At 62.7% G+C, this 24,122-nt stretch carries 19 protein-coding genes and 1 tRNA gene; 16 read left to right on the forward strand and 4 right to left on the reverse strand.

What is annotated here, in order from left to right:
• The 10 genes from AC6LJ2_RS27175 to rpoC form a co-directional block, all read left to right on the forward strand.
• Positions 1 to 127 (forward strand): EF-Tu C-terminal domain-related protein (locus tag AC6LJ2_RS27175; RefSeq protein WP_458575104.1); only part of this gene is annotated, 127 nt, incomplete at its 5' end.
• 143 nt (positions 128 to 270) lie between these two features.
• Positions 271 to 346 (forward strand) — tRNA-Trp (locus AC6LJ2_RS27180).
• A gap of 64 nt (positions 347 to 410) precedes the next feature.
• Positions 411 to 791, forward strand: a complete 381-nt coding sequence (secE, locus tag AC6LJ2_RS27185; protein ID WP_175192347.1) for a preprotein translocase subunit SecE — start codon at positions 411 to 413, stop codon at positions 789 to 791.
• 9 nt (positions 792 to 800) lie between these two features.
• Positions 801 to 1,334 carry a transcription termination/antitermination protein NusG gene (gene nusG, locus AC6LJ2_RS27190; protein WP_006389586.1) on the forward strand — a complete coding sequence of 178 codons (534 nt, stop codon included), beginning with the start codon at positions 801 to 803 and terminating at the stop codon, positions 1,332 to 1,334.
• Positions 1,335 to 1,396: 62 nt separating this feature from the next.
• Positions 1,397 to 1,828, forward strand: a complete 432-nt coding sequence (gene rplK, locus AC6LJ2_RS27195; protein ID WP_006389587.1) for a 50S ribosomal protein L11 — start codon at positions 1,397 to 1,399, stop codon at positions 1,826 to 1,828.
• Between the two features lie 2 nt (positions 1,829 to 1,830).
• A complete protein-coding gene (gene rplA, locus AC6LJ2_RS27200) occupies positions 1,831 to 2,532 on the forward strand; it encodes a 50S ribosomal protein L1 (protein ID WP_025141328.1) in 702 nt (233 codons plus the stop codon).
• Between the two features lie 270 nt (positions 2,533 to 2,802).
• Positions 2,803 to 3,327 carry a 50S ribosomal protein L10 gene (gene rplJ, locus AC6LJ2_RS27205; protein WP_006389589.1) on the forward strand — a complete coding sequence of 175 codons (525 nt, stop codon included), beginning with the start codon at positions 2,803 to 2,805 and terminating at the stop codon, positions 3,325 to 3,327.
• 81 nt (positions 3,328 to 3,408) lie between these two features.
• Complete coding sequence (gene rplL, locus AC6LJ2_RS27210) at positions 3,409 to 3,789, forward strand: 50S ribosomal protein L7/L12 (RefSeq protein ID WP_013397031.1); 381 nt, start codon at positions 3,409 to 3,411, stop codon at positions 3,787 to 3,789.
• Between the two features lie 162 nt (positions 3,790 to 3,951).
• The gene (gene rpoB, locus AC6LJ2_RS27215) at positions 3,952 to 8,064 is read left to right on the forward strand and encodes a DNA-directed RNA polymerase subunit beta (RefSeq protein WP_263913078.1); all 4,113 of its coding nucleotides are present in this window, start codon (positions 3,952 to 3,954) and stop codon (positions 8,062 to 8,064) included.
• On the forward strand, positions 8,064 to 12,308 hold the full coding sequence (gene rpoC, locus AC6LJ2_RS27220; protein ID WP_263913077.1) for a DNA-directed RNA polymerase subunit beta': 4,245 nt from the start codon (positions 8,064 to 8,066) through the stop codon (positions 12,306 to 12,308). Before rpoB ends, rpoC begins: the two co-directional genes overlap by 1 nt.
• Positions 12,309 to 12,419: 111 nt before the next feature.
• Here the strand turns inward: rpoC and AC6LJ2_RS27225 are convergent, their stop codons facing one another.
• Positions 12,420 to 12,815 (reverse strand): TssQ family T6SS-associated lipoprotein, encoded by a 396-nt coding sequence (locus AC6LJ2_RS27225; RefSeq protein ID WP_263913076.1) that lies wholly within the window; start codon positions 12,813 to 12,815, stop codon positions 12,420 to 12,422.
• Between the two features lie 156 nt (positions 12,816 to 12,971).
• Here AC6LJ2_RS27225 and AC6LJ2_RS27230 point away from each other — a divergent pair, with 156 nt between their 5' ends.
• On the forward strand, positions 12,972 to 14,363 hold the full coding sequence (locus AC6LJ2_RS27230) for a serine/threonine-protein kinase (RefSeq protein ID WP_498152573.1): 1,392 nt from the start codon (positions 12,972 to 12,974) through the stop codon (positions 14,361 to 14,363).
• 36 nt (positions 14,364 to 14,399) lie between these two features.
• Here AC6LJ2_RS27230 and AC6LJ2_RS27235 read toward each other — a convergent pair whose 3' ends face one another.
• The 3 genes from AC6LJ2_RS27235 to AC6LJ2_RS27245 are packed head-to-tail and all read right to left on the reverse strand — an operon-like array spanning position 14,400 to position 18,589.
• The gene (locus AC6LJ2_RS27235) at positions 14,400 to 16,724 is read right to left on the reverse strand and encodes a CHASE2 domain-containing protein (protein ID WP_445657862.1); all 2,325 of its coding nucleotides are present in this window, start codon (positions 16,722 to 16,724) and stop codon (positions 14,400 to 14,402) included.
• A gap of 4 nt (positions 16,725 to 16,728) precedes the next feature.
• Positions 16,729 to 17,838 carry a FecR domain-containing protein gene (locus AC6LJ2_RS27240; protein WP_498152574.1) on the reverse strand — a complete coding sequence of 370 codons (1,110 nt, stop codon included), beginning with the start codon at positions 17,836 to 17,838 and terminating at the stop codon, positions 16,729 to 16,731.
• Between the two features lie 34 nt (positions 17,839 to 17,872).
• Complete coding sequence (locus tag AC6LJ2_RS27245) at positions 17,873 to 18,589, reverse strand: response regulator transcription factor (RefSeq protein ID WP_263913072.1); 717 nt, start codon at positions 18,587 to 18,589, stop codon at positions 17,873 to 17,875.
• Positions 18,590 to 18,847: 258 nt separating this feature from the next.
• Between AC6LJ2_RS27245 and AC6LJ2_RS27250 the strand changes: the two genes are divergently transcribed.
• From AC6LJ2_RS27250 to AC6LJ2_RS27270, 5 genes are all read left to right on the forward strand, one after another.
• On the forward strand, positions 18,848 to 19,549 hold the full coding sequence (locus AC6LJ2_RS27250; RefSeq protein WP_498152575.1) for a response regulator transcription factor: 702 nt from the start codon (positions 18,848 to 18,850) through the stop codon (positions 19,547 to 19,549).
• A 632-nt stretch (positions 19,550 to 20,181) separates the two neighbouring features.
• Positions 20,182 to 20,559, forward strand: a complete 378-nt coding sequence (rpsL, locus tag AC6LJ2_RS27255) for a 30S ribosomal protein S12 (protein ID WP_005017264.1) — start codon at positions 20,182 to 20,184, stop codon at positions 20,557 to 20,559.
• Positions 20,560 to 20,725: 166 nt separating this feature from the next.
• Positions 20,726 to 21,196, forward strand: coding sequence for a 30S ribosomal protein S7 (gene rpsG / locus AC6LJ2_RS27260; protein ID WP_006216561.1), 471 nt, complete (start codon positions 20,726 to 20,728; stop codon positions 21,194 to 21,196).
• An 18-nt stretch (positions 21,197 to 21,214) separates the two neighbouring features.
• Entirely contained in the window at positions 21,215 to 23,317 is a 2,103-nt protein-coding gene (gene fusA / locus AC6LJ2_RS27265; RefSeq protein ID WP_263913070.1) for an elongation factor G, read from the forward strand.
• A gap of 78 nt (positions 23,318 to 23,395) precedes the next feature.
• Positions 23,396 to 24,122: elongation factor Tu (locus tag AC6LJ2_RS27270; RefSeq protein ID WP_498151455.1), on the forward strand; the 727-nt coding region annotated here is incomplete at its 3' end.

Below are 24,122 nucleotides of genomic sequence, written 5' to 3' on the forward strand. Positions count from 1 at the left end.
GGGCGACAACGTGACGATGACCGTCAAGCTGCTGGCCCCGATCGCCATGGAAGAAGGTCTGCGTTTCGCCATCCGTGAAGGCGGTCGTACCGTCGGCGCCGGCGTCGTCGCCAAGATCCTGAAGTAAGCAATACCCGGATGGGTAGAGTGGGCTCTCAAGCCCCTCTATCCATCTTTGCTGTAAAAGTAGTATTATGTTCGGTTCCGCAAGCCGTCACGCAGATGGCCCTGGCGGAAAGTGGTTGAAATGTAGTGCACGTGTAGTGTTTTAGGGGCATAGCTCAATTGGCAGAGCGTCGGTCTCCAAAACCGAAGGTTGTAGGTTCGATTCCTACTGCCCCTGCCACCGCCAGGATAAACCCGCGGGAGATCATCGCGAGTTACGCATTCACGGCGGCTCGCGTCGCAATATGTCTAATACCAGCGTAGAAACTGTAACCAGTACCGCCGACCGGGTGAAGCTCGGGCTGGCGGTTCTTGTCGTTATTGCTGGCATCGTCGGGTTTTCCGTGCTTAGCGCGCAACCGATGCCTGCACGTGTCGGCGTGTTCGTTGGCGGCCTCGTGATCGCAGCTGTGATCGCCTGGTTCAGCGAACCCGGCCGCCGCACCCTGAGCTTCGCCAGCGAGTCCTACAACGAAGTCAAGCGTGTCTCGTGGCCCACCCGCAAGGAAACGACCCAGATGACGGGCATCGTTTTTGCATTCGTGGCGATCATGGGCATTTTCATGTGGGTGCTCGACAAGGGCATCGAATGGATTCTCTACGGCCTGCTGTTGGGCTGGAAATAAGGACGGCGAATGAGTAAGCGTTGGTATGTCGTCCATGTGTACTCCGGCATGGAAAAAAGCGTACACAAGGCCCTGAACGAGCGCATCGAGCGCGCGGGCCTGCAAACGTCTTTTGGCCGCATTCTTGTGCCCTCCGAGGAAGTCGTCGAGGTCAAGGGTGGCCAGAAGTCGATCACCGAGCGCCGTATTTTCCCCGGTTACGTCCTGGTTGAAATGGACCTGACCGACGAAACGTGGCACTTGGTCAAGAACACCAACCGAGTCACCGGCTTTTTGGGTGGCTCGGGCAATCGTCCGACCCCGATTTCCGAAAAGGAAGTCGAAAAGATCCTCTCCCAGATGGAAGAGGGTGTCGAGAAACCCCGCCCCAAGATCCTGTTCGAAGTGGGCGAGATGGTTCGGGTCAAGGAAGGTCCGTTTGCGGACTTCAACGGCAACGTCGAAGAAGTCAACTACGAAAAGAGCAAGGTTCGCGTGTCGGTCACGATTTTCGGTCGTGCCACGCCCGTCGAACTCGATTTCAGCCAGGTCGAAAAGACCTGATTTCAAACCCCGGGGAGCCCTGGCCTTTGCGCTAGGGCGATATAACCCGCAAGGAGCAAAGCATGGCGAAGAAGATCGTCGGCTTTATCAAGCTGCAAGTACCGGCTGGTAAGGCTAACCCCTCCCCCCCGATTGGCCCGGCCCTGGGTCAGCGTGGCCTGAACATCATGGAATTCTGCAAGGCGTTCAACGCCAAGACCCAAGGCATGGAGCCTGGTCTGCCGATTCCGGTGGTGATCACCGCTTTCGCCGACAAGAGCTTCACCTTCATCATGAAGACCCCGCCCGCGACGGTCCTCATCAAGAAGGCCGCCGGTGTGCAAAAGGGTTCGTCCAAGCCGCATACCGACAAGGTCGGCACGCTGACCCGCGCCCAGGCTGAAGAAATCGCCAAGGCCAAGGGCCCCGATCTGACCGCCGCTGATCTGGACGCCGCCGTCCGCACGATCGCTGGCAGCGCCCGCAGCATGGGCATCACGGTTGAGGGGATCTAATCATGGCAAAACTGTCCAAGCGCGCCGCCGCCATTGCACAAAAGATCGACCGCACCAAGCTGTACCCGGTCGCTGAAGCCCTGACCCTGGTCAAGGAAACCGCTGTCGCCAAGTTCAATGAATCCATTGACGTGGCCGTGCAGCTCGGCATCGACCCGAAGAAGTCGGACCAACTGGTCCGCGGCTCGGTCGTGCTGCCCGCCGGTACCGGCAAGTCGGTCCGCGTGGCCGTGTTCGCCCAAGGCGACAAGGCTGAAGCCGCCAAGGCCGCCGGCGCCGACATCGTCGGTCTGGATGACCTGGCAGACGCGATCAAGGCCGGTCAGATGGACTTCGACGTCGTCATCGCCTCGCCCGACACGATGCGTGTCGTGGGTGCCCTGGGCCAGATCCTGGGTCCCCGTGGCCTGATGCCGAACCCGAAGGTCGGCACCGTGACGCCCGATGTCGCCACCGCTGTCAAGAACGCCAAGGCCGGTCAGGTTCAGTACCGTACCGACAAGGCCGGCATCATCCACGCAACGATCGGCCGTGCGTCGTTCGGCGTGGAACAGCTGCAAACCAACCTGGCCGCTCTGGTCGACGCCCTGCAAAAGGCTCGTCCCGCCGCGTCCAAGGGCATTTACCTGCGCAAGCTGGCCGTTTCGTCCACGATGGGCGGCGGTGCACGCGTGGAAATTGCCTCGCTGTCGGCTTCCAACTAAGCCAACAGCAGTAAACGTACTTTGGGCTGCATCCGGATTCCTCCGGATGTTGCTGTCAAAGACCGCTGGAGCAGGGCAGTGCGAAGGTTCTCCTTCCACTTGAAGCAGTTCCCCCGCTGCCCCGCTTAATCCCGAAGCTCGCAAAGTTCGGATCCAGCGTAGACGGCGTCCCCAGGAAGATTTCTTTACCCGAAGAACTCGACCAGGCGCCGCATTCGGTTGACGCGCAAGGCTTAGGCCCCAAGCGTCTTTTGATGGAGTGTTCAAACCGTGAGTCTCAATCGTCAAGAGAAAGCGGTGGTAATCGAGGAAGTCTCGGCCGAAGTGGCCAAGGCACAATCGATTGTTATCGCCGAGTACCGTGGTCTGGACGTCGCCTCTGTCACCGTACTGCGCAAAACTGCGCGTGAATCGGGCGTGTATCTGCGTGTTCTGAAGAACTCGCTGGCCCGTCGTGCTGTTGCCGGCACGGCTTTCGAGCCGTTGGCTGAGCAACTGACCGGTCCGCTGATCTATGGCATCAGCGCTGATCCGGTTACGGCGGCCAAGGTCCTCGCAGGTTTCGCGAAAAGCAACGACAAGCTGGTCATCAAGGCGGGCGCTCTGCCCAACAGCCTGCTGAACCAAGAAGGTGTGAAGGCCCTGGCCACCATGCCCTCGCGCGAAGAGTTGCTGTCGAAACTGCTGGGCACCATGCAAGCCCCCATCGCGCAATTCGTGCGTACGCTCAACGAAGTTCCGACCAAGTTCGCCCGTGGCCTCGCCGCCGTGCGCGACCAGAAGGCAGCGGCTTAATCGCCCACCTTCACGGAATTCGCTGAACGACCGAGCGACACCCAAACCCTGGCATTACCAAAATTTTTGGAGTTCTGAAAAATGGCACTTAACAAAGCTGAAATCCTTGACGCCATCGCTGGCATGACCGTGCTCGAGCTGTCCGAGCTGATCAAGGAAATGGAAGAGAAGTTCGGCGTGTCGGCTGCTGCCGCCGCTGTCGCTGTCGCTGCTCCCGCTGCTGGTGGCGCTGCCGCCGCTGCTGAAGAGCAAACCGAGTTCACCGTCGTTCTGACCGAAGCTGGCGCCAACAAGGTTAGCGTCATCAAGGCCGTGCGCGAGCTGACCGGTCTGGGTCTGAAGGAAGCCAAGGACCTGGTCGACGGCGCTCCGAAGCCCGTCAAGGAAGCTGTGGCCAAGGCTGACGCCGAAGCCGCCAAGAAGAAGCTGGAAGAAGCTGGCGCCAAGGTCGAAGTCAAGTAAGACCTGCGTCAATTTGCCCGGGGACAGCGCAGTTTGCAGTCCCCGGGCTTTTGCGTTTCCAGGAAACCCCTGCTGGGGTCATGCCCTTTCAGAGGGGTTTCCTGGAGTCGTATCACCTGGGGCCGTGGTTGACGGCCCATGCAACCTCGAGTCGGAGTGCTCATGCCTTACTCGTACACCGAAAAAAAGCGCATCCGCAAAAGCTTCGCCAAGCGTGAAGACGTTCAAAACGTTCCCTTCCTGTTGGCGACACAGCTTCAATCCTACCTAACTTTCCTGCAGGCGGATACCGCCCCGTCCGATCGCGTAGCCGACGGTTTGCAGGCGGCGTTTTCGTCGATTTTCCCGATCGTTAGTCACAACGGTATGGCGCGCTTGGAGTTCGTGAGCTATGTGCTCGGCGAACCGGTGTTCGATGTCAAGGAATGTCAGCAACGTGGTTTGACCTATGCCTCGCCCCTGCGAGCCAAGGTCCGCCTGGTGCTGCTTGACCGCGAAGTCAGCAAGCCCACCGTCAAGGAAGTGAAGGAACAGGAAGTCTACATGGGCGAAATTCCGCTCATGACCGGCACCGGTTCGTTCGTCATCAATGGCACCGAGCGTGTCATCGTGTCCCAGCTGCACCGCTCGCCGGGCGTGTTCTTCGAACACGACCGCGGCAAGACGCACAGCTCGGGCAAGCTCCTGTTCTCGGCCCGCGTGATTCCTTACCGCGGCTCGTGGCTGGACTTTGAATTCGACCCCAAGGACGTCCTGTTCTTCCGTGTCGACCGTCGTCGCAAGATGCCTGTCACGATCCTGTGCAAGGCCATCGGCATGACGCCGGAATCCATCCTGGCCAACTTCTTCGATTTCGACAACTTCGAATTGAAGAGCGAAGGCGCCATGATGGAATTCGTGGCTGAGCGCTGGAAGGGCGAAATGGCCCGTTTCGACATCGCTGACCGCTCGGGCAAGGTGATTGTCGAAAAAGACAAGCGCATCAACGCCAAGCATCTGCGCGACCTGGCTGCCGGTGGCATCCAGCGCATCTCCGTGCCGGAAGACTTCCTGTACGGCCGCGTGCTGGCCAAGAACATCGTTGATGCGGATACCGGCGAAGTCATCGCCAACGCCAACGACGAGATCACGGAAAGCGTGCTGGGCGCCCTGCGCGCCGCCAACGTGCACGACATCCAGACGCTCTACACGAACGACCTGGACCGCGGCCCGTACATCTCGCAAACGCTGCGCACCGATGAAACCGCCGACCAGATGGCCGCGCGCGTTGCCATCTACCGCATGATGCGTCCTGGCGAACCGCCCACCGAAGAAGCCGTGGAAGCGCTGTTCCAGCGTCTGTTCTACAGCGAAGAAACGTACGATCTGTCGCGCGTCGGCCGCATGAAGGTCAACAGCCGTCTGGGCCGTGGTGAAGACATCACCGGCCCGATGACGCTGACCAACGAAGACATCCTTGAAACCATCAAGGTGCTGGTCGAGCTGCGTAACGGTCGTGGCCAGATCGATGACATCGATCACTTGGGCAACCGTCGCGTGCGTTGCGTGGGCGAACTGGCCGAAAACCAGTTCCGCGCCGGCCTCGTGCGTGTCGAACGCGCCGTCAAGGAACGTCTGGGCCAGGCCGAGACCGAAAACCTGATGCCGCACGACCTGATCAACTCCAAGCCGATCTCGGCTGCCATCAAGGAGTTCTTCGGTTCGAGCCAGCTGTCGCAGTTCATGGACCAGACCAACCCGCTGTCGGAAATCACGCACAAGCGTCGTGTTTCCGCACTGGGCCCGGGCGGCCTGACCCGCGAGCGCGCCGGCTTCGAAGTCCGCGACGTGCACCCGACCCACTACGGCCGCGTGTGCCCGATCGAAACGCCGGAAGGCCCGAACATCGGCCTGATCAACTCCATGGCGCTGTACGCTCGCTTGAACGAGTACGGCTTCCTGGAAACGCCTTATCGCAAGATCATCGACGGTCGCGTCAGCGAACAGATCGATTACCTGTCGGCCATCGAAGAAAGCCACTATGTCATTGCGCAGGCTAACGCCGCGCTCGACGAAGAAGGCAAGTTCGTGGACGACCTGGTCGCTTGCCGTGAGGCTGGCGAAACCATGCTGACCGCCCCGGCCAACGTGCACTACATGGACGTTGCCCCGTCGCAGATCGTGTCGGTTGCTGCCTCGCTGATTCCGTTCCTGGAGCACGACGACGCGAACCGCGCACTGATGGGCGCCAACATGCAACGTCAGGCCGTGCCTTGCCTGCGCCCGGAAAAGCCGGTCGTGGGTACGGGTATCGAGCGCACCGTGGCCGTTGACTCGGGCACCACGGTGCAGGCGCTGCGTGGCGGCCTGGTCGATCACGTCGACGCCGAACGCGTGGTTATCCGCGTGAACGACGAAGAAAACGTCGCCGGCGAAGTCGGTGTCGATATCTACAACCTGATCAAGTACACGCGTTCCAACCAGAACACGAACATCAACCAGCGTCCTATCGTCAAGCGTGGCGACAAGGTCGCCAAGGGTGACGTGCTGGCCGACGGCGCATCGACCGACCTGGGCGAACTCGCCCTGGGTCAGAACATGCTGATCGCGTTCATGCCCTGGAACGGCTACAACTTCGAAGACTCGATCCTGATCTCCGAAAAGGTTGTTGCCGACGATCGCTACACCTCGGTGCACATCGAGGAACTGACGGTCGTGGCTCGCGACACGAAGCTCGGTCCTGAGGAAATCACGCGCGACATCAGCAACCTGGCTGAGACGCAACTGAACCGCCTGGACGATTCGGGCATCACGTACATCGGCGCCGAAGTCAGCGCCGACGACGTGCTGGTCGGCAAGGTCACGCCCAAGGGCGAAACCCAGCTGACGCCGGAAGAAAAGCTGCTGCGCGCCATCTTCGGTGAAAAGGCGTCCGACGTTAAGGACACCTCGCTGCGCGTGCCTTCGGGCATGACCGGCACCGTGATCGACGTGCAAGTGTTCACGCGCGAAGGCATCGTGCGCGACAAGCGCGCCCAGTCCATCATCGACGATGAACTGCGCCGCTATCGCCAGGACCTGAACGACCAGCTGCGCATCGTTGAAAACGACCAGTTCGACCGTATCGAAAAGATGCTGGTCAACAAGACCGTCAACGGCGGCCCGCGCAAGCTGGCCAAGGGCGCCACGATCACCAAGGCTTACCTGGCTGATCTGGACCGCTGGCAGTGGTTCGACATCCGCCTGGCCGACGAGCCGCATGCCGTGGTGCTGGAACAGGCCAAGGAATCGCTCGAGCAGAAGCGTCACCAGTTCGATCTGGCCTTCGAAGAGAAGCGCAAGAAGCTGACGCAAGGCGACGAGCTGCCCCCGGGCGTGCTGAAGATGATCAAGGTCTACCTGGCCGTGAAGCGTCGTCTGCAGCCTGGTGACAAGATGGCAGGCCGTCACGGTAACAAGGGTGTGGTCTCGCGCATCACCCCGGTGGAAGACATGCCGCACATGGCTGACGGCACGCCGGCCGACATCGTTCTGAACCCGCTGGGCGTGCCCTCGCGGATGAACGTCGGCCAGGTGCTGGAAGTGCACTTGGGCTGGGCTGCCAAGGGCGTGGGCCACCGCATTGCCGATCTGCTGCGCGACGAGCGCACTGCGCAGGTCAAGAACGTTCGCGCCTACCTGGACAAGGTCTACAACACGACCGGTACGGGTGCACGCATCGACGAGCTGACCGACGAAGAAGTCATGGAAATGGCCCAGAACCTCAAGAACGGCGTGCCGTTCGCGACGCCCGTCTTCGACGGCGCGACCGAAGAGGAAATCACCACGATGCTGGAACTGGCCTATCCGGACGACGTCGCCAAGCGCATGGCCCTGACGCCTTCGCGTACGCAGGCGTGGCTGTACGACGGCCGCACCGGCGAGAAGTTCGAGCGTCCCGTCACCGTCGGCTACATGCACTACCTGAAGCTGCACCACTTGGTCGACGACAAGATGCACGCGCGTTCGACCGGTCCGTACTCGCTCGTTACCCAGCAGCCGCTGGGCGGCAAGGCGCAGTTCGGCGGCCAGCGTTTCGGGGAAATGGAAGTGTGGGCGCTGGAAGCTTACGGCGCCGCCTACACCCTGCAGGAAATGCTGACGGTGAAGTCCGACGACATCACCGGCCGTACCAAGGTATACGAAAACATCGTCAAGGGCGACCACGTCATCGACGCCGGCATGCCGGAATCGTTCAACGTGCTGGTCAAGGAAATCCGCTCGTTGGCCCTGGACATGGATTTGGAGCGTAACTAATGAAAGCGCTACTCGACCTCTTTAAGCAAGTCTCGCAAGACGAGCAATTCGATGCCATCAAGATCGGCATCGCCTCGCCCGAGAAGATCCGTTCGTGGTCCTACGGCGAAGTTCGCAAGCCCGAGACCATCAACTACCGCACGTTCAAGCCCGAGCGCGACGGCCTGTTCTGCTCCAAGATCTTTGGCCCGATCAAAGACTACGAGTGCCTGTGCGGCAAGTACAAGCGCCTGAAGCATCGTGGCGTGATCTGCGAAAAGTGCGGCGTTGAAGTTACCGTTGCCAAGGTTCGCCGTGAACGCATGGGCCACATCGAGCTGGCCAGCCCCGTCGCGCACATCTGGTTCCTGAAGAGCCTGCCGTCGCGTCTGGGCATGGTGCTCGACATGACCCTGCGCGACATCGAACGCGTGCTGTACTTCGAAGCCTGGTGCGTGATCGAACCTGGCATGACGCCGCTCAAGCGCGGCCAGATCATGTCGGATGACGATTTCCTCGCCAAGACCGAAGAATACGGCGACGACTTCCGTGCCCTGATGGGCGCCGAAGCCGTGCGTGAACTGCTGCGCACCATCGACATCGACCGCGAAGTGGAAACGCTGCGCGGCGAACTGAAGGCCACCAGCTCGGAAGCCAAGATCAAGAAGATCTCCAAGCGCCTGAAGGTGCTGGAAGGCTTCCAGAAGTCGGGCATCAAGGCCGAGTGGATGGTCATGGAAGTGCTGCCCGTGCTGCCGCCGGACCTGCGTCCGCTGGTGCCGCTGGACGGCGGCCGCTTCGCGACCTCCGACCTGAACGACCTGTACCGCCGCGTCATCAACCGCAACAACCGCTTGAAGCGCCTGCTGGAGCTCAAGGCGCCGGAAATCATCCTGCGCAACGAAAAGCGGATGCTGCAGGAAGCCGTTGACTCGCTGCTGGACAACGGTCGCCGCGGCAAGGCCATGACCGGCGCCAACAAGCGCCAGCTCAAGTCCCTGGCCGACATGATCAAGGGCAAGAGCGGTCGTTTCCGTCAGAACCTGCTGGGCAAGCGCGTCGACTACTCGGGCCGTTCGGTCATCGTGGTGGGTCCGCAGCTCAAGCTGCACCAGTGCGGCCTGCCCAAGCTGATGGCCCTGGAACTGTTCAAGCCGTTCATCTTCAATCGACTGGAGATGATGGGCCTGGCCACGACCATCAAGGCTGCCAAGAAGCTGGTGGAAAGCCAGGAACCGGTGGTCTGGGACATCCTGGAAGAAGTCATCCGTGAACACCCGGTCATGCTGAACCGTGCGCCTACGCTGCACCGTTTGGGCATCCAGGCGTTCGAGCCGGTCCTGATCGAAGGCAAGGCCATCCAGCTGCACCCGCTGGTTTGCGCGGCGTTCAACGCCGACTTCGACGGTGACCAGATGGCTGTCCACGTGCCGCTGTCGCTGGAAGCCCAGCTCGAAGCACGTACGCTGATGCTGGCCTCGAACAACGTGCTGTTCCCGGCTAACGGCGAACCGTCGATCGTGCCGTCCCAGGATATCGTGCTGGGTCTGTACTACACGACGCGCGAGCGCATCAACGGCAAGGGCGAAGGCATTTTCTTCACCGACGTCGCTGAAGTGCAGCGTGCCTACGACAACGGCGAAGTCGAACTGCAAACCCGCATCACCGTGCGTCTGAAAGAGCACGAGCGCGACGAAGCAGGCGAATGGCAACCGGTCATCCGCCGTCACGAAACGACGGTCGGCCGCGCGCTGCTGTCCGAGATCCTGCCCAAGGGCCTGCCCTTCACCGTCCTGAACAAGGCGCTGAAGAAGAAGGAAATCTCGCGCCTGATCAACCAGTCGTTCCGCCGTTGCGGCCTGCGCGACACGGTGATCTTCGCTGACAAGCTGATGCAGTCCGGTTTCAAGCTGGCCACGCGCGGCGGTATCTCCATCGCCATGGGCGACATGCTGATCCCGACGGCCAAGGAAGGCATCCTGGCCGAAGCCAGCCGTGAAGTGAAGGAAATCGACAAGCAGTACTCGTCGGGTCTGGTCACGTCCCAGGAACGCTACAACAACGTGGTGGACATCTGGGGCAAGGCTGGCGACAAGGTCGGCAAGGCGATGATGGAACAACTGGCCACCGAGCCCGTGATCAACCGTCACGGCGAAGAAGTGCGCCAGGAATCGTTCAACTCCATCTACATGATGGCTGACTCGGGCGCCCGCGGTTCGGCCGCCCAGATCCGCCAGCTGGCCGGTATGCGCGGCCTGATGGCCAAGCCGGACGGTTCCATTATCGAAACGCCCATTACCGCAAACTTCCGTGAAGGCCTGAACGTACTCCAGTACTTCATCTCCACTCACGGTGCGCGTAAGGGTCTGGCCGATACGGCACTGAAGACCGCAAACTCGGGCTACCTGACCCGTCGTCTGGTCGACGTGACGCAAGACTTGGTGATCACCGAGGACGATTGCGGTACGTCGCAGGGCTACAACATGAAGGCCCTGGTGGAAGGCGGCGAAGTCATCGAGCCGTTGCGTGACCGTATCCTGGGCCGCGTGGCTGCCGTGGACATCGTCAACCCGGACACGCAGGAAACGGCCATCACCGCCGGCACCCTGCTGGACGAAGACATGGTCGACATGATCGACCGCATCGGCGTGGACGAAGTCAAGGTCCGCACTCCGCTGACGTGCGAAACGCGTCACGGTCTGTGCGCACACTGCTACGGCCGCGACCTCGGCCGCGGCTCGCCGGTCAACCAGGGCGAAGCGGTGGGCGTTATCGCCGCCCAGTCCATCGGTGAACCGGGCACGCAGCTCACGATGCGTACGTTCCACATCGGTGGCGCGGCATCGCGTTCGGCCCTGGCCAGCGCGGTGGAAACCAAGTCCAGCGGCGTGGTCGGCTTTGCCAGCACGATGCGCTACGTCACCAACGCCAAGGGCGAACGCGTTGCGATTTCGCGCTCGGGCGAACTGGCGATCTTCGACGACAACGGCCGCGAACGCGAACGCCACAAGATCCCGTACGGCGCGACCGTGCTGGTGGGCGATGGCGAGGCCGTGAAGGCCGGCGCTCGCCTGGCTACGTGGGACCCGCTGACCCGTCCGATCGTGTCGGAATACGGTGGCGCCGTGCGCTTCGAGAACATCGAAGAAGGCGTGACCGTTGCCAAGCAGGTGGACGAGGTCACCGGCCTGTCGACGCTCGTCGTCATCACGCCCAAGACCCGTGGCGGCAAGATCGTCATGCGTCCGCAGATCAAGCTGGCCAACGAGAACGGCGAAGACGTCAAGATCGCCGGCACCGATCACTCGGTGAACATCTCGTTCCCGGTGGGTGCGCTGATTACCGTGCGTGACGGCCAGCAGGTTGCCGTGGGTGAAGTTCTGGCGCGTATTCCGCAAGAATCGCAAAAGACCCGCGACATTACCGGCGGTCTGCCGCGTGTGGCCGAACTGTTCGAAGCCCGTTCGCCGAAGGATGCCGGCATGCTCGCCGACGTCACCGGTACGGTTTCGTTCGGCAAGGACACCAAGGGCAAGCAGCGTCTGGTCATCACCGACCTGGAAGGCGTGAGCCACGAGTTCCTGATTCCGAAGGAAAAGCAGGTTCTGGTGCACGACGGCCAGGTGGTGAACAAGGGCGAAATGATCGTGGACGGCCCGGCCGATCCCCACGACATCCTGCGCCTGCAAGGCATCGAGAAGCTGGCGACGTACATCGTCGACGAAGTGCAGGACGTTTACCGTCTGCAGGGCGTGAAGATCAACGACAAGCACATCGAAGTGATTGTTCGTCAGATGCTGCGCCGTGTGAACATCGTCGATGCGGGCGACACCGAGTTCATCCCGGGCGAGCAAGTCGAGCGCTCCGAGCTGCTGAACGAGAACGACCGCGTCAACGCTGAAGACAAGCGTCCGGCGACGTACGACAACGTGCTGCTGGGTATCACGAAGGCCTCGCTGTCGACCGACTCGTTCATCTCGGCTGCTTCGTTCCAGGAAACCACGCGTGTCCTGACCGAAGCCGCCATCATGGGCAAGCGCGACGACCTGCGTGGCCTGAAGGAAAACGTCATCGTCGGCCGCCTGATCCCGGCGGGTACCGGCCTGGCGTACCACCACGCCCGTCGCGACAAGGAAGCGCTGGAGGCGGCGGAACGCGAAGCCGCTCGCCAACTGGCCAACCCGTTCGAAGACTCGCCGGTCACGGTGGGCTCGGACGCCGATGTCCCGTCGCTCGACGTGGGCAGCGACGACGCCGCCGAGTAATCGGCCCGTCCGGAAAATCCCCCGCGCCGTCCTGGCGGGGGAGGCCAGAAGCAAAAAGGCCGCTGATGCGAATCAGCGGCCTTTTTTTTGGCTGGAGACGGGCGTTGCACCTTACTTGGCTGATTGGCTCTTGGCGCGCTGGAACGCCGGACCCCAGGCGGGGTGACCGGCCTCGTTGGGGGCCAGTTCGAAAGCCGGGTCCAATTGCAGGATGCGGGCGAAGCTGTCTTCGCAAAGCTGGGAATAACGGCTGACGCAGTAGCTGAACGCCTGCAGCTTGTAGGCTTCAATGCGCACGGCCCTGCTGGATGCCGCCAGCTCGTCGGACTTGGCCACCCGCCGGATGACTTCGCCGTAGTGGCCGGCGCTGTACTGGTCACGGACGTCCTGCAACTGTTGCAGCGCTTCGGGGGTGGGCGGCTTTTCAGGGGCGGCGGAAGGCAGGCCAGCGCAGCCCGCCAGGACTGCAGATAAGCCAATCATGGTGCCGAAGAGGCGAATTTTCATAGGCGTTCAACGAATCAAGGGAATTTGGCGATACGCTATCGTGCCACAGCCTGATGCGCTCGGACATTTTCGGCAATGTCCTTGCGTAACGGATTGGATAATATCCGGTTATCAGCCCAGAACCCCTCTTGCGACCGTCTTCGCAGTATTTTGAATATGTCTTCATCCGTCGGCCTGCACACGCCGCGTAGCCCGTTTTCCGGGGCTGCGCCGCTAGCCTTGCGCCCTTTGAGCGCCATCGCCGCCAGCGCGGCGGGCGGCGTGCCGGAGGCGCGCATCAAGCGATTGCTGTCGGATTTACTGCCGTCGCTGATGGGCCTGCACGCGCAAGGTGAAATATGCGGCGACATTTCGGTGGACACGGTTGGCATGGACGAAGGCGCCCGTGCGCATTTGCTGCCCGAACTGGCCGTGCCGCGATCCCGCCGCGCGGGCGTCACGCCGGCACCGGGATTCGCCCCCTTCGAGCTTTACACCGATTCGGCCGAGTGGCCGCGTGGCCCCTGGACTGACGTTTACGCGCTGTGCGCCGTCATGCACGCCCTGGTCCTCGGCCAGCGGCCGCCGCCGGCGCCCGAGCGCCGGGCCACCGACAACTACGAACCACTGGCATCGCTGGGCCTGGCCAAGTACACCCCGGCCTTTTTGGGTGTGATCGACCAGGGGTTGTCGATGTTGCCCGCCGACCGGCCGCAAACCCTGGCTGAATTGGCCGCCATGCTGGACATCTCGGCCTATGCCGAAACCTCGCCGGCCGCCAACGAGGCCTCGGTGGCCGAAGTGGCCGCGGCGCCAGCTGCACCCGTCGTGGCGGCGGCCACCCGGCCGCGCGGCGCGGGACGTCCGCTGTTGGCGTTGCTTTTGGTGGTCGCATTGCTGGGCGGGGGGACCTACGCCTGGGTGCATACCGGCATGGGTTCGACCAACGCCCTGATCACCCGTTCCGAGGTGGTGCCGCCCAATCCCCCCGCCGTGCAGCCCGCGCCGGCAGCAGGCGGGTCGACGCTGTCGCCGGATCTGCCGGTGGCCGCCTATCGAGGAGCCGCGTCGGGCACAGCCAATCCGGGCACGCCGGGTCCCGATCCCTTCGCTTCTGCGCCGACCGTTCCTGGTGCGGCCGCGCCAGGAACGGTTACCCCGGGCCCTGCTGTATCCGGCCCTTCGCTGTCAGGGCCCGCTGGCTCGACGCCCGGGGCCCCCAGCCCTGCGGGTGCGATGCCCGAGAGCACGCCGCCCGCGCAGGGCCCCGCCGATCCGGGACCGGGCGGTGGCGCGCCCACGCACGAGTTGGCGCCGCCGGCTGCAGCGGCCCAGGATGACGCGCCCAAGCCGAAGCCCGTGCCGGTTCAGGTGCGCCTGGATATCCGCCCCTGGGGCGAGGTCTGGATCAACGGCATCGCGCGTGGCATCAGCCCGCCGGTGAAGGAAGTACGGCTGATCCCCGGCAAGTACCAGGTCGTGCTGCGCAATGCTGATCTGCCGCCGTATCGGGCAACCCTTGAGGTCAAGGCGGGCAAGCCTGCCGTCATCTCGCACGTTTTCCAATAGCACGGCAGTCGGTCCTGGACGCTACCGGGTTCGCCGCTAGCTCGTACGGCCTTCTTCAGGCGCCATCGGTAACCGCAGCGTAAATATCGAGCCTGCGCCCAGTTCGCTGGTGACCTCGACCTCGCCGCCGTGGCGTTGCGCCACGGTGCGTACAAATGCCAGGCCCAGGCCTGCGCCACCCACATCCGTCTTGGTATCGACGCCGACCCGGGAGAACGGTTCGAATAACCGAGCCAGGTCCTGTGGGGCAATGCCTTGGCCGTGGTCGCGTACCGATGCCCGCCAATAGCCCGGCGCGGCGTCGATGCCGCATTCGATGCGGGTGCCGGCTGGGCTGTACTTGATGGCATTGTCGATCAGGTTGCACAACGCCCGCATCAGCAGCGTCTGGTCGCCGCGCACATACGCCGCCGGCAGCGGTGTGCGCACGACCAGTTCAATGCCGCGCTTTTTCGCCGATGCCCAGAACTCATCCACGCCATCCTGCAGCAGACCGCCCAGGTCCAGTTCGACGGCGTTGATGGCCATCGACTCCGCCCGCGTGAGGTGGACGAAGTCGTCGACCAGATGCAGCGTGCGGTTTGCCAGCGCTGCGATGCGCGCCATGGTTTCGTCTTCATCGGAGGCCGAGTCGTCGTCCTGTTTCATCTCGACCAGCGCCAGGATCGAGCTTTGCGGTGCACGCATGTCGTGCGAAATGAAGCGCAGGGTTTCCTCACGCTGGCGTTCGGCGTGGCGAATGCCGGATATGTCGGTCAGCGTGGCCACCGTGCCTGCGAAATTGCCCTCGGCGGTATGGATCGGCGCGCATTTCAGGATCAGGTCGCGGCCGGCGCGATCGCGCACTTCCAGGTCGGCGCTCCAGGGGGACTGGTCTGATGCCGGCCCCTGGCCGCTCAGCACCTGCGCGACGCGCTGGCGTGTCGAGTCGTCGCTGATGGCCTTCTCGAGCAGGTGCGTGGCGGGATGGCCGACGCGTGGCGGACGCATGCCCAGGCGCTGGAAGTACATGACCGCAGCCTGATTGCGAAATTGCATGCGGCCTTCCTGATCGAACACCAGCGTTGCATCCGGCATGCCGTCCAGGCCGTCGGCCAGGAAGCGCCGCAGGTTGCGTACGCGCGCCAGGGCTCGGCGCAGCTCTCCGACGCGGCTTTCCAGCGATGCGGAGGGGCTGTTGAACTGCGCTCGGGCTTCATTCAGCACCGGCGGGTATTCGCGCTGCAGCCGGCGCAGCTCGTTGTCCATATAGCGCAGGGCGGCCTCCTGGCTGCGCCAGCTCCACAGGGGGTAGCACAGCGCCACGCCCACCAACGCCGCAGTCGGTGCAAACCACAGGTAGCTATGGCCCAGTAGCAGCAGGCTGGATATCAGCACCACGGCCAGCAGGGCGATGTTGACCAGCAGCGCCTGGTTCGGCGACAGCCGCCACAGCGCCAGGCAGGCCAGCAGTACGGGCAGGGCGGAAAACAGGGCGTTGAGCCAGGGGGCGGGTGGTTGAAAGGCGATGTCGTCGTTGGCCGCTTGCAAGAGGTTGGCGATGATTTCCACGCCGGGCATGCCGCTGACCTCGTGCGAAACCGGCGTGGTGTAGGCATCGCCCAGGCCGGTCGCCCATGCGCCCACCAATACGTATTTGCCACGCAACTGCTCGGGCGGCACGTCCCCGCGCAACACGGAAAGATAGGACACCGCCTGCGTGTGGGCGGCGGGGCCCGCGTAAGGGATCAGGATGCTGCCGTCCGGCCGGGCGCGTCGCAGCAGGTTCTCGCCCAAGGCCGCCTGTCCGCCAACGTCGAGCATGCTCAGTGCAAAGTGGCGCCAGTGTTCGCCGGCAAACCCGACGGTCAGCACCGCCGATCGCAACACGCCGTCGGCATCCATGCTGGCGTTGATGAAGCCGCTTCCGGCCGCGGCCTGGGCCAGGATGGGAATGGGGGTGCTGATGGAAGATGGGTAGACCAGCCGGTCCAGCACCACGGGCAGCACCGTGTGGCCGTTGCGCCGGATGCTGTCGGCCAGGATGGCGTCGTCGCCAGGGTGGACGGTATCCGGCTCGGCGAAGATCAGGTCCAGCCCGACCGCGCGGGCACCTTGCAGGCGATCCAGCAACGCCGCGTGTACGGCACGGCGCCAGGGCCAGCGGCCAAGCGCCTCGATGCTGGTGTCGTCGATCGCTACGATCACGATATCGGGCGACATGTCGCGGCCGGTCAGCGCGACGGCGCGATCATAGAGAATCTGGTCAACCCGGCCAAGGCCGTTGAACGAACCCAGTAACGCAGCCAACAGCGCCAGCACCACCGTCAACCACAGCCCTGATCGCGAGGTCCGGTCGATGGGGTCGGTGGCGTCCGCCATGGGCCTAGTACTCGGTCAACGTCACGACTCCGCCGCTACCGGTGGCGACGCCCAGGCCGCTGCTGGTCATCAGCAGGTTCACGCCCGTGAAGGTGGCCGTGGCATCTGCGCCGCCCAGGCCCAGCTCGTCGATGGCGCGCACCGACACGTAGAACGTGCCGGGGCCCGGCGCGCTGAAGCGGATATCGGGATTGGCGAACTGCCTGGACGAGACCGGCTGCGTGCCATCGGCATCGCGTGACACGCGCACCAGATAGCCCTGGGCGCCCGGCACGGGGGCAAAGGCGCTCGTCCAGGCGCCGCCGCCAGCTCGAACAGGCTCACCGAGCTGCGGCGCGGCCAGGAGCGGCCGCACGCCGGACACCTGGCCGTTCGCGCCGATGGCCGCGCCAAAGCCCTTTGCCACCGCGACGGGCCGTGCCGGCGCCTCGCCAGGCGCATGCGGTTGCAGCCGCACGCTGCCCTCCAGCACTTCGCTGTGCACGCCCTGGCTGCTGCTTTGCACGCGGAATCGCGTGCCGCGCACGCCGGTGACGGCAACGGGCGTGCGGATTTCGAAACGGCCCACGCCCTGTCCGGACGGCGCGACCGTGGATTCGACACTGCCGCGTTCGACATGGATGACGGAATCCGTCAGGTCGGTGCCTTCGAATTGGCGCAGGCGCGTGAGCTCCACGGCGCCATCCGCCGGCAGCGTCAATTTGGAACCGTCGGCCAGTTCCAACGTCACGAAGCCATTGGGTGCAGTGACCACCTTGCTGCCTTCAGCCACGTTGGTGCCAGGCTTGAGCGCCTGCCCGTTCAGGTTGGCCTGGCCACTGACGTGCACGACTCGCGCATCGGCAGCCCGCTCCGGAATCATCGACAACGGAATGCGCAGCTCCAGACCGATGGGCAGGCGTTCCGGTGTGGTGACGCTGTTGAGCGTCTGCAACGGACTCCAGTTGGCCTGGTTGCGTGTGTAGGTCGATGCGATGTTGATCAGCGTGTCGCCTTGGCGCACTCGGTAGATGAAGTTCTCGCCCAACGCGCCGGCAGGTTGGCTATGTGAGGAAGTGGCGAGCAGCAGGCCGGAAAGCAGGGCAAGCAAAGAAAGCGCGCGGCAGCGGCTCATGACTTTCAAATCTCCAGGTAATACCCGCCAGGCGCTACGGCGCGGGGGGCGGACTGTCTTCGGACGGGCCGATCAATTCCAGCCGGTAGCCCAGCGCATACGACGAGCTCAGCCGCACACCATGTTCCGGACGTAGCTGCAGCTTTTGCCGGATATTGGACAGGTGCGTGTCCAGCGTGCGCGAGGTCGCGGGGATTTCGCGGTTCCAGACGCACTCTGCCAACACGTCGCGCGACATGAGGCGGCCAAGGTTGCGGAAGAACAGCAGCGCAAGTTCGAATTCCTTGGGCGCCAGCGCGACCGACGAGCCATTGAGCGAAATCGTGCGAGCGGCGGGCTCGATGCGATAGTTGGCGACGTCGAACGCCTCGTTGGCGGGTTCGGCAATCTGGCTGCGACGCAGCAGGGCGGCGACCCGCGCCAGCAATTCGAGCGGTCGCAGCGGCTTGACGATGTAGTCGTCGGCACCCGCCCGCAAGCCCTCGACCAGATCGTCTTCGCTGGACCGGTTGGTCAGGAAGATGACCGGCACGCGCGGGCCGATGTTGGCACGCAGCCAGCGCACCACATCATCGCCGTCGATATCAGGCAGGTGCCAGTCCAGCAGCACCAGATCGAACGTCTCGTTGCGCAACGCGGCAAGCAGGTCGCGGCTTTGTTGATAGCTGGAGCAGGTGTATCCGGCGGCAGTCAGGACTTGCTGGATGCGTCTTGCCTGGTCCAGGTCGTCTTCCAGCGACGCGATTTTCATCAGACGTGGTCTCGCGAAGGTTGGCTGCGCAAGCGCGCCCTGTGGCGCCCTACTGCAAGAGGGGAAAGGATTTGTGTAATGGAATGATAACTCGCGCGGCGTCACTCTTGGCTACGTTGTGCCAAGAACTGTCAAACATTGCAAAGTTAACGAATCTTGACTGGAGTTGTTGCACAACAACGGGCCAAACTGTCCTGACCGTCCAGTCACCCGGCGCGGTCGGCCGGGAACTGGGGGACGAAGGGATGGAAAGAACATATGAATCAATTGCGCGTACTGATGATGTCGCCGGACGAGGCTGCACGTAACACCGCTGTGTCCGCACTGCTTCAAGCCGGGATTTCGGCCCGTGGCTGCTCGACGTCCCTGGAACTGTTTGGCCTGCTCAGCAATGGCGCCTATGACGCCGTCGTACTGAACGTGGGAACGCTGGGCGAGGTGGGTTACGCCTTGGTTGCCCGCCTGCACGGGTCTTCCTCGCTGGGAATCGTGGTGATGGGCAGCAATCTATCCCTGGATACCCGCCTGCGCTGCCTGCAGAGCGGCGCCGATGCCTGCCTGCCGCCGCCGCAGGACCCTCGCGAGCTGGCCTGCATCCTGCTGGCCCTGGCGCGTCGCCTGCCGGCCGGCAAGGACAACTCCGTCGTCGAAGAGCCCGTAGCGGGGCAATGGGAGCTGCGCGACCAGGGCTGGACGCTGGCTGCGCCTTCGGGCGCCACCATTTCGTTGTCGGCCAATGAACGCCTGATCGTGCGGTCGCTGCTGGAAGTGGCGGGCAGGGCGGTCGGACGCAACGAACTCGGCGATGAACTGCGGGTGGAGGGCGGGGGCGCACGCGCCAGCGGATCGCGCAGCATCGACGTGATCGTCAGCCGTCTGCGCCGCAAAGCGGAGCTGGCAGGCGTAATGTTGCCGATCCGCACGGTCTACGGCAGCGGCTACCTGTTCGCCGACCAATAACCGCCCGCGCTGCCTGGCGCGGGGTACACTGCCCACCGGACTACCGGCTCCCCGCGATCCGGCCCAACATTCGCGTCCGCCGCGGCCATTGCGGCCTGCCGGCAACCTGGGGCGGCATCATGGCCCAGGGGCATCGCCTTCTGCCGCGATAATTTGGCCCCATTTTTGTCGACCTGGGTCCGACCTGCGCCTAACACGTCGTCTTTTGCCGGCAACGCGCTTGCGCACGGTGCTTACAAAAGATTTTGACAGTGCGCCCAGTTCTAAGCTATGCTAAAGGGCTTACTGCTTTATTCGCGCGCAAAGTTTGATACCACCGACTGGCGTATCAAGGCGCCAGGAAGACAGGTCCGGCCAATTCCAAGCAATGCCTGCCATGCACCCCGTGCATGGCGCCGCTGAGCTTGACGGCCCAAGGCCAAAGGGGTGCGTCACGAGCCCCCGTCAACCCACGCTGCCATTTGACGGTATCAAGTTTGTGCGTTTGTCATGGTTTGTTGGCAAGCCCGCTCTTTTACGTATACGAACGTTTGAGGCGGTTTTGCGCGAACTGCCTTCTCCGAAAGTGCTTTGCTTGAGGAGACGAGTACGTAAGTACTTACCAGTGGTACGTAAAAGGGATTTCAAAGGTCATGCCTACCATTAGCCAACTCGTGCGCAAGCCGCGCGAAGTCAGCATCATCAAAAGCAAGAGCCCCGCGCTCGAAAACTGCCCGCAACGCCGCGGCGTGTGCACTCGCGTGTACACCACCACCCCCAAGAAGCCGAACTCCGCTCTGCGTAAGGTTGCCAAAGTGCGTCTGACCAACGGTTACGAAGTCATTTCGTACATCGGCGGTGAAGGCCACAACCTGCAAGAGCACTCGGTGGTTCTGGTGCGTGGCGGTCGTGTGAAGGACTTGCCCGGTGTGCGTTATCACATCGTGCGCGGTTCCCTCGACCTGCAAGGCGTCAAGGATCGTAAGCAAGCCCGCTCGAAGTACGGCGCCAAGCGCCCGAAGAAGGCTTAATAACGAGTCAGCAGTACCCCCGTGTGGCGGCTGTCCGCCATCAGGGAAGTGCAACCGCGCCGTCCGGAGTATGGGAAGGTGCGCGGCACGTAAGGGGTCGTCCTATTGGGCGGCCATGGCCGTGTAATGAAACACGGTTCAACTGAACAGACACAAGGAAGCAACAATGCCCCGTCGTCGCGAAGTACCCAAGCGCGAGATCCTGCCCGATCCCAAGTTCGGCAGCGTCGAGCTCGCCAAGTTCATGAACGTCGTCATGCTGGACGGCAAGAAGGCCGTCGCCGAGCGCATCGTCTACGGTGCCCTCGAGCAAGTGCAAACCAAGACCGGCAAAGAGCCGATCGAAGTTTTCAGCCTGGCGATCAACAACATCAAGCCGATCGTCGAAGTGAAGAGCCGCCGCGTTGGCGGTGCCAACTACCAAGTGCCGGTTGAAGTGCGCCCCGTGCGCCGCCTGGCCCTGGCTATGCGTTGGCTCCGTGAAGCCGCCAAGAAGCGTGGCGAGAAGTCGATGGATCTGCGTCTTGCTGGCGAACTGATCGACGCCTCCGAAGGTCGTGGCGCCGCGATGAAGAAGCGCGAAGACACGCACAAGATGGCAGAGGCCAACAAGGCCTTCAGCCATTTCCGCTGGTAATTTAAGGACTAATCCACCATGGCCCGCAAAACCCCGATCGAGCGCTATCGCAACATTGGTATCTCTGCGCACATCGATGCAGGGAAAACCACCACGACCGAACGTATCCTGTTCTACACCGGCGTCAATCACAAGATTGGCGAAGTGCATGATGGCGCAGCCACCATGGACTGGATGGAGCAAGAGCAAGAGCGTGGCATCACCATTACGTCGGCAGCTACGACGGCGTTTTGGCGTGGCATGGCCGGCAACTACCCCGAGCACCGCATCAACATCATCGACACCCCGGGCCACGTGGACTTCACCATCGAGGTGGAGCGTTCCATGCGCGTCCTGGACGGTGCCTGCATGGTCTACTGCGCGGTGGGCGGTGTTCAGCCCCAGTCCGAAACCGTGTGGCGTCAAGCCAACAAGTACGGCGTGCCGCGTCTGGCGTTCGTCAACAAGATGGACCGCACCGGCGCGAACTTCTTCAAGGTCTATGACCAGCTGAAGACGCGTCTGCGCGCGAACCCCGTGCCCATCGTGATCCCCATCGGCGCCGAAGACACGTTCCAAGGCGTGGTCGATCTGGTCAAGATGAAGGCCATCATCTGGGACGAAGCCAGCCAAGGCACCAAGTTCGACTACAAGGACATTCCGGCCGAGCTGGAAGGCGCCGCGAACGAATGGCGTGAAAAGCTGGTTGAAGCCGCCGCCGAGTCGTCGGAAGAGCTGATGAACAAGTACCTGGAAACGGGTTCCTTGGACGAAGCCGAAATCAACCTGGCCATCCGTCAACGCACCATCGCTGGCGAAATCCAGCCGATGCTGTGCGGCACCGCCTTCAAGAACAAGGGCGTGCAGCGCATGCTGGACGCGGTCATCGACTACCTGCCTTCGCCCGTGGACATTCCCCCGGTCGACGGCATGGACGACGACGGCAATCCCGTGCAGCGTAACGCTGACGACGGCGAGAAGTTCTCGGCCCTGGCATTCAAGCTGATGAGCGATCCGTTCGTGGGTCAGCTGACCTTCGTGCGCGTTTACTCGGGCGTCCTGAAGTCGGGCGATACGGTCTACAACCCCATCAAGGGCAAGAAGGAACGTATCGGCCGCATTCTGCAGATGCACGCGAACAACCGCGAAGAAATCAAGGAAGTGTTGGCAGGCGACATCGCCGCCGTGGTGGGTCTGAAAGACGTGACCACCGGCGAAACGCTGTGCGACATCGACTCCCACATCCTGCTCGAACGCATGGTGTTCCCGGAGCCCGTGATTTCGCAGGCTGTCGAACCCAAGTCGAAGGCTGACCAGGAAAAGATGGGCCTGGCGCTGTCGCGTCTGGCTCAGGAAGATCCGTCGTTCCGCGTGCGCAGCGACGAAGAATCCGGCCAAACCATCATTTCCGGCATGGGCGAGCTGCACCTGGAAATTCTGGTCGACCGCATGAAGCGCGAATTCGGCGTGGAAGCGAACGTCGGCAAGCCCCAGGTGGCTTACCGTGAAACCATCCGCAAGACCTGCGACGAAGTTGAAGGCAAGTTCGTCAAGCAGTCGGGCGGTCGTGGTCAGTACGGTCACGTGGTTCTGAAGGTCGAGCCGTTGGCTCCTGGCGGTGGCTACGAATTCGTGGACGCCATCAAGGGCGGTGTGGTTCCTCGCGAATACATCCCCGCGGTGGACAAGGGCATCCAGGAAACGCTGCCTTCGGGCGTGCTGGCTGGCTACCCGATCGTCGACGTCAAGGTCACGCTGTTCTTCGGTTCGTACCACGATGTGGACTCGAACGAAAACGCGTTCAAGATGGCCGGCTCCATGGCATTCAAGGAAGGTCTGCGCAAGGCCAGCCCCGTGCTGCTGGAACCGATGATGGCCGTTGAAGTCGAAACGCCTGAAGACTACGCTGGTACCGTGATGGGCGATCTGTCCTCGCGTCGCGGCATGGTCCAGGGCATGGACGACATGGTTGGCGGCGGCAAGACCATCAAGGCTGAAGTTCCCCTGGCCGAGATGTTCGGTTACGCCACGAACCTGCGTTCGCTGACGCAAGGTCGTGCCACGTACACGATGGAATTCAAGCATTACTCCGAGGCCCCCAAGAACGTCGCTGACGAAGTCATCGCCGCTCGGGCCAAGTAAATAACCCTTGTCGGGGCTGTCCATCCGGGCAGTCCCGGCAGAAATCCAAGTTTCCTTGAAAGTTAAAGGATAGAGATCATGGCAAAAGGCAAGTTTGAACGTACCAAGCCGCACGTGAACGTGGGTACGATTGGTCACGTTGACCACGGCAAAACGACGTTGACGGCGGCGATCACGACCGTTCTGTCGAGCAAGTTTGGCGGCGAAGCCAAGGGCTACGACCAGATCGATGCGGCTCCTGAAGAAAAGGCACGCGGTATCACGATCAACACGGCACACGTCGAGTACGAAACGGAATCGCGTCACTACGCGCACGTTGACTGCCCGGGCCACGCCGACTACGTCAAGAACATGATCACGGGCGCGGCCCAGATGGACGGCGCGATCCTGGTCGTGTCGGCCGCTGACGGTCCGATGCCGCAAACGCGTGAACACATTCTGCTGAGCCGCCAGGTTGGCGTGCCGTACATCATCGTCTTCCTGAACAAGGCTGACATGGTTGACGACGCCGAGCTGCTCGAGCTGGTGGAAATGGAAGTTCGCGAGCTGCTGTCCAAGTACGACTTCCCGGGCGATGACACCCCGATCGTCAAGGGTTCGGCCAAGCTGGCGCTGGAAGGCGACAAGGGCGAACTGGGCGAGCAAGCGATCCTGTCGCTGGCCCAAGCCCTGGACACGTACATCCCGACGCCTGAGCGTGCCGTTGACGGCGCGTTCCTGATGCCGGTTGAAGACGTGTTCTCGATCTCGGGTCGCGGCACGGTGGTGACCGGCCGTATCGAACGCGGCATCATCAAGGTTGGTG

The organism is Achromobacter sp. 1014246743 (assembly GCF_059760725.1).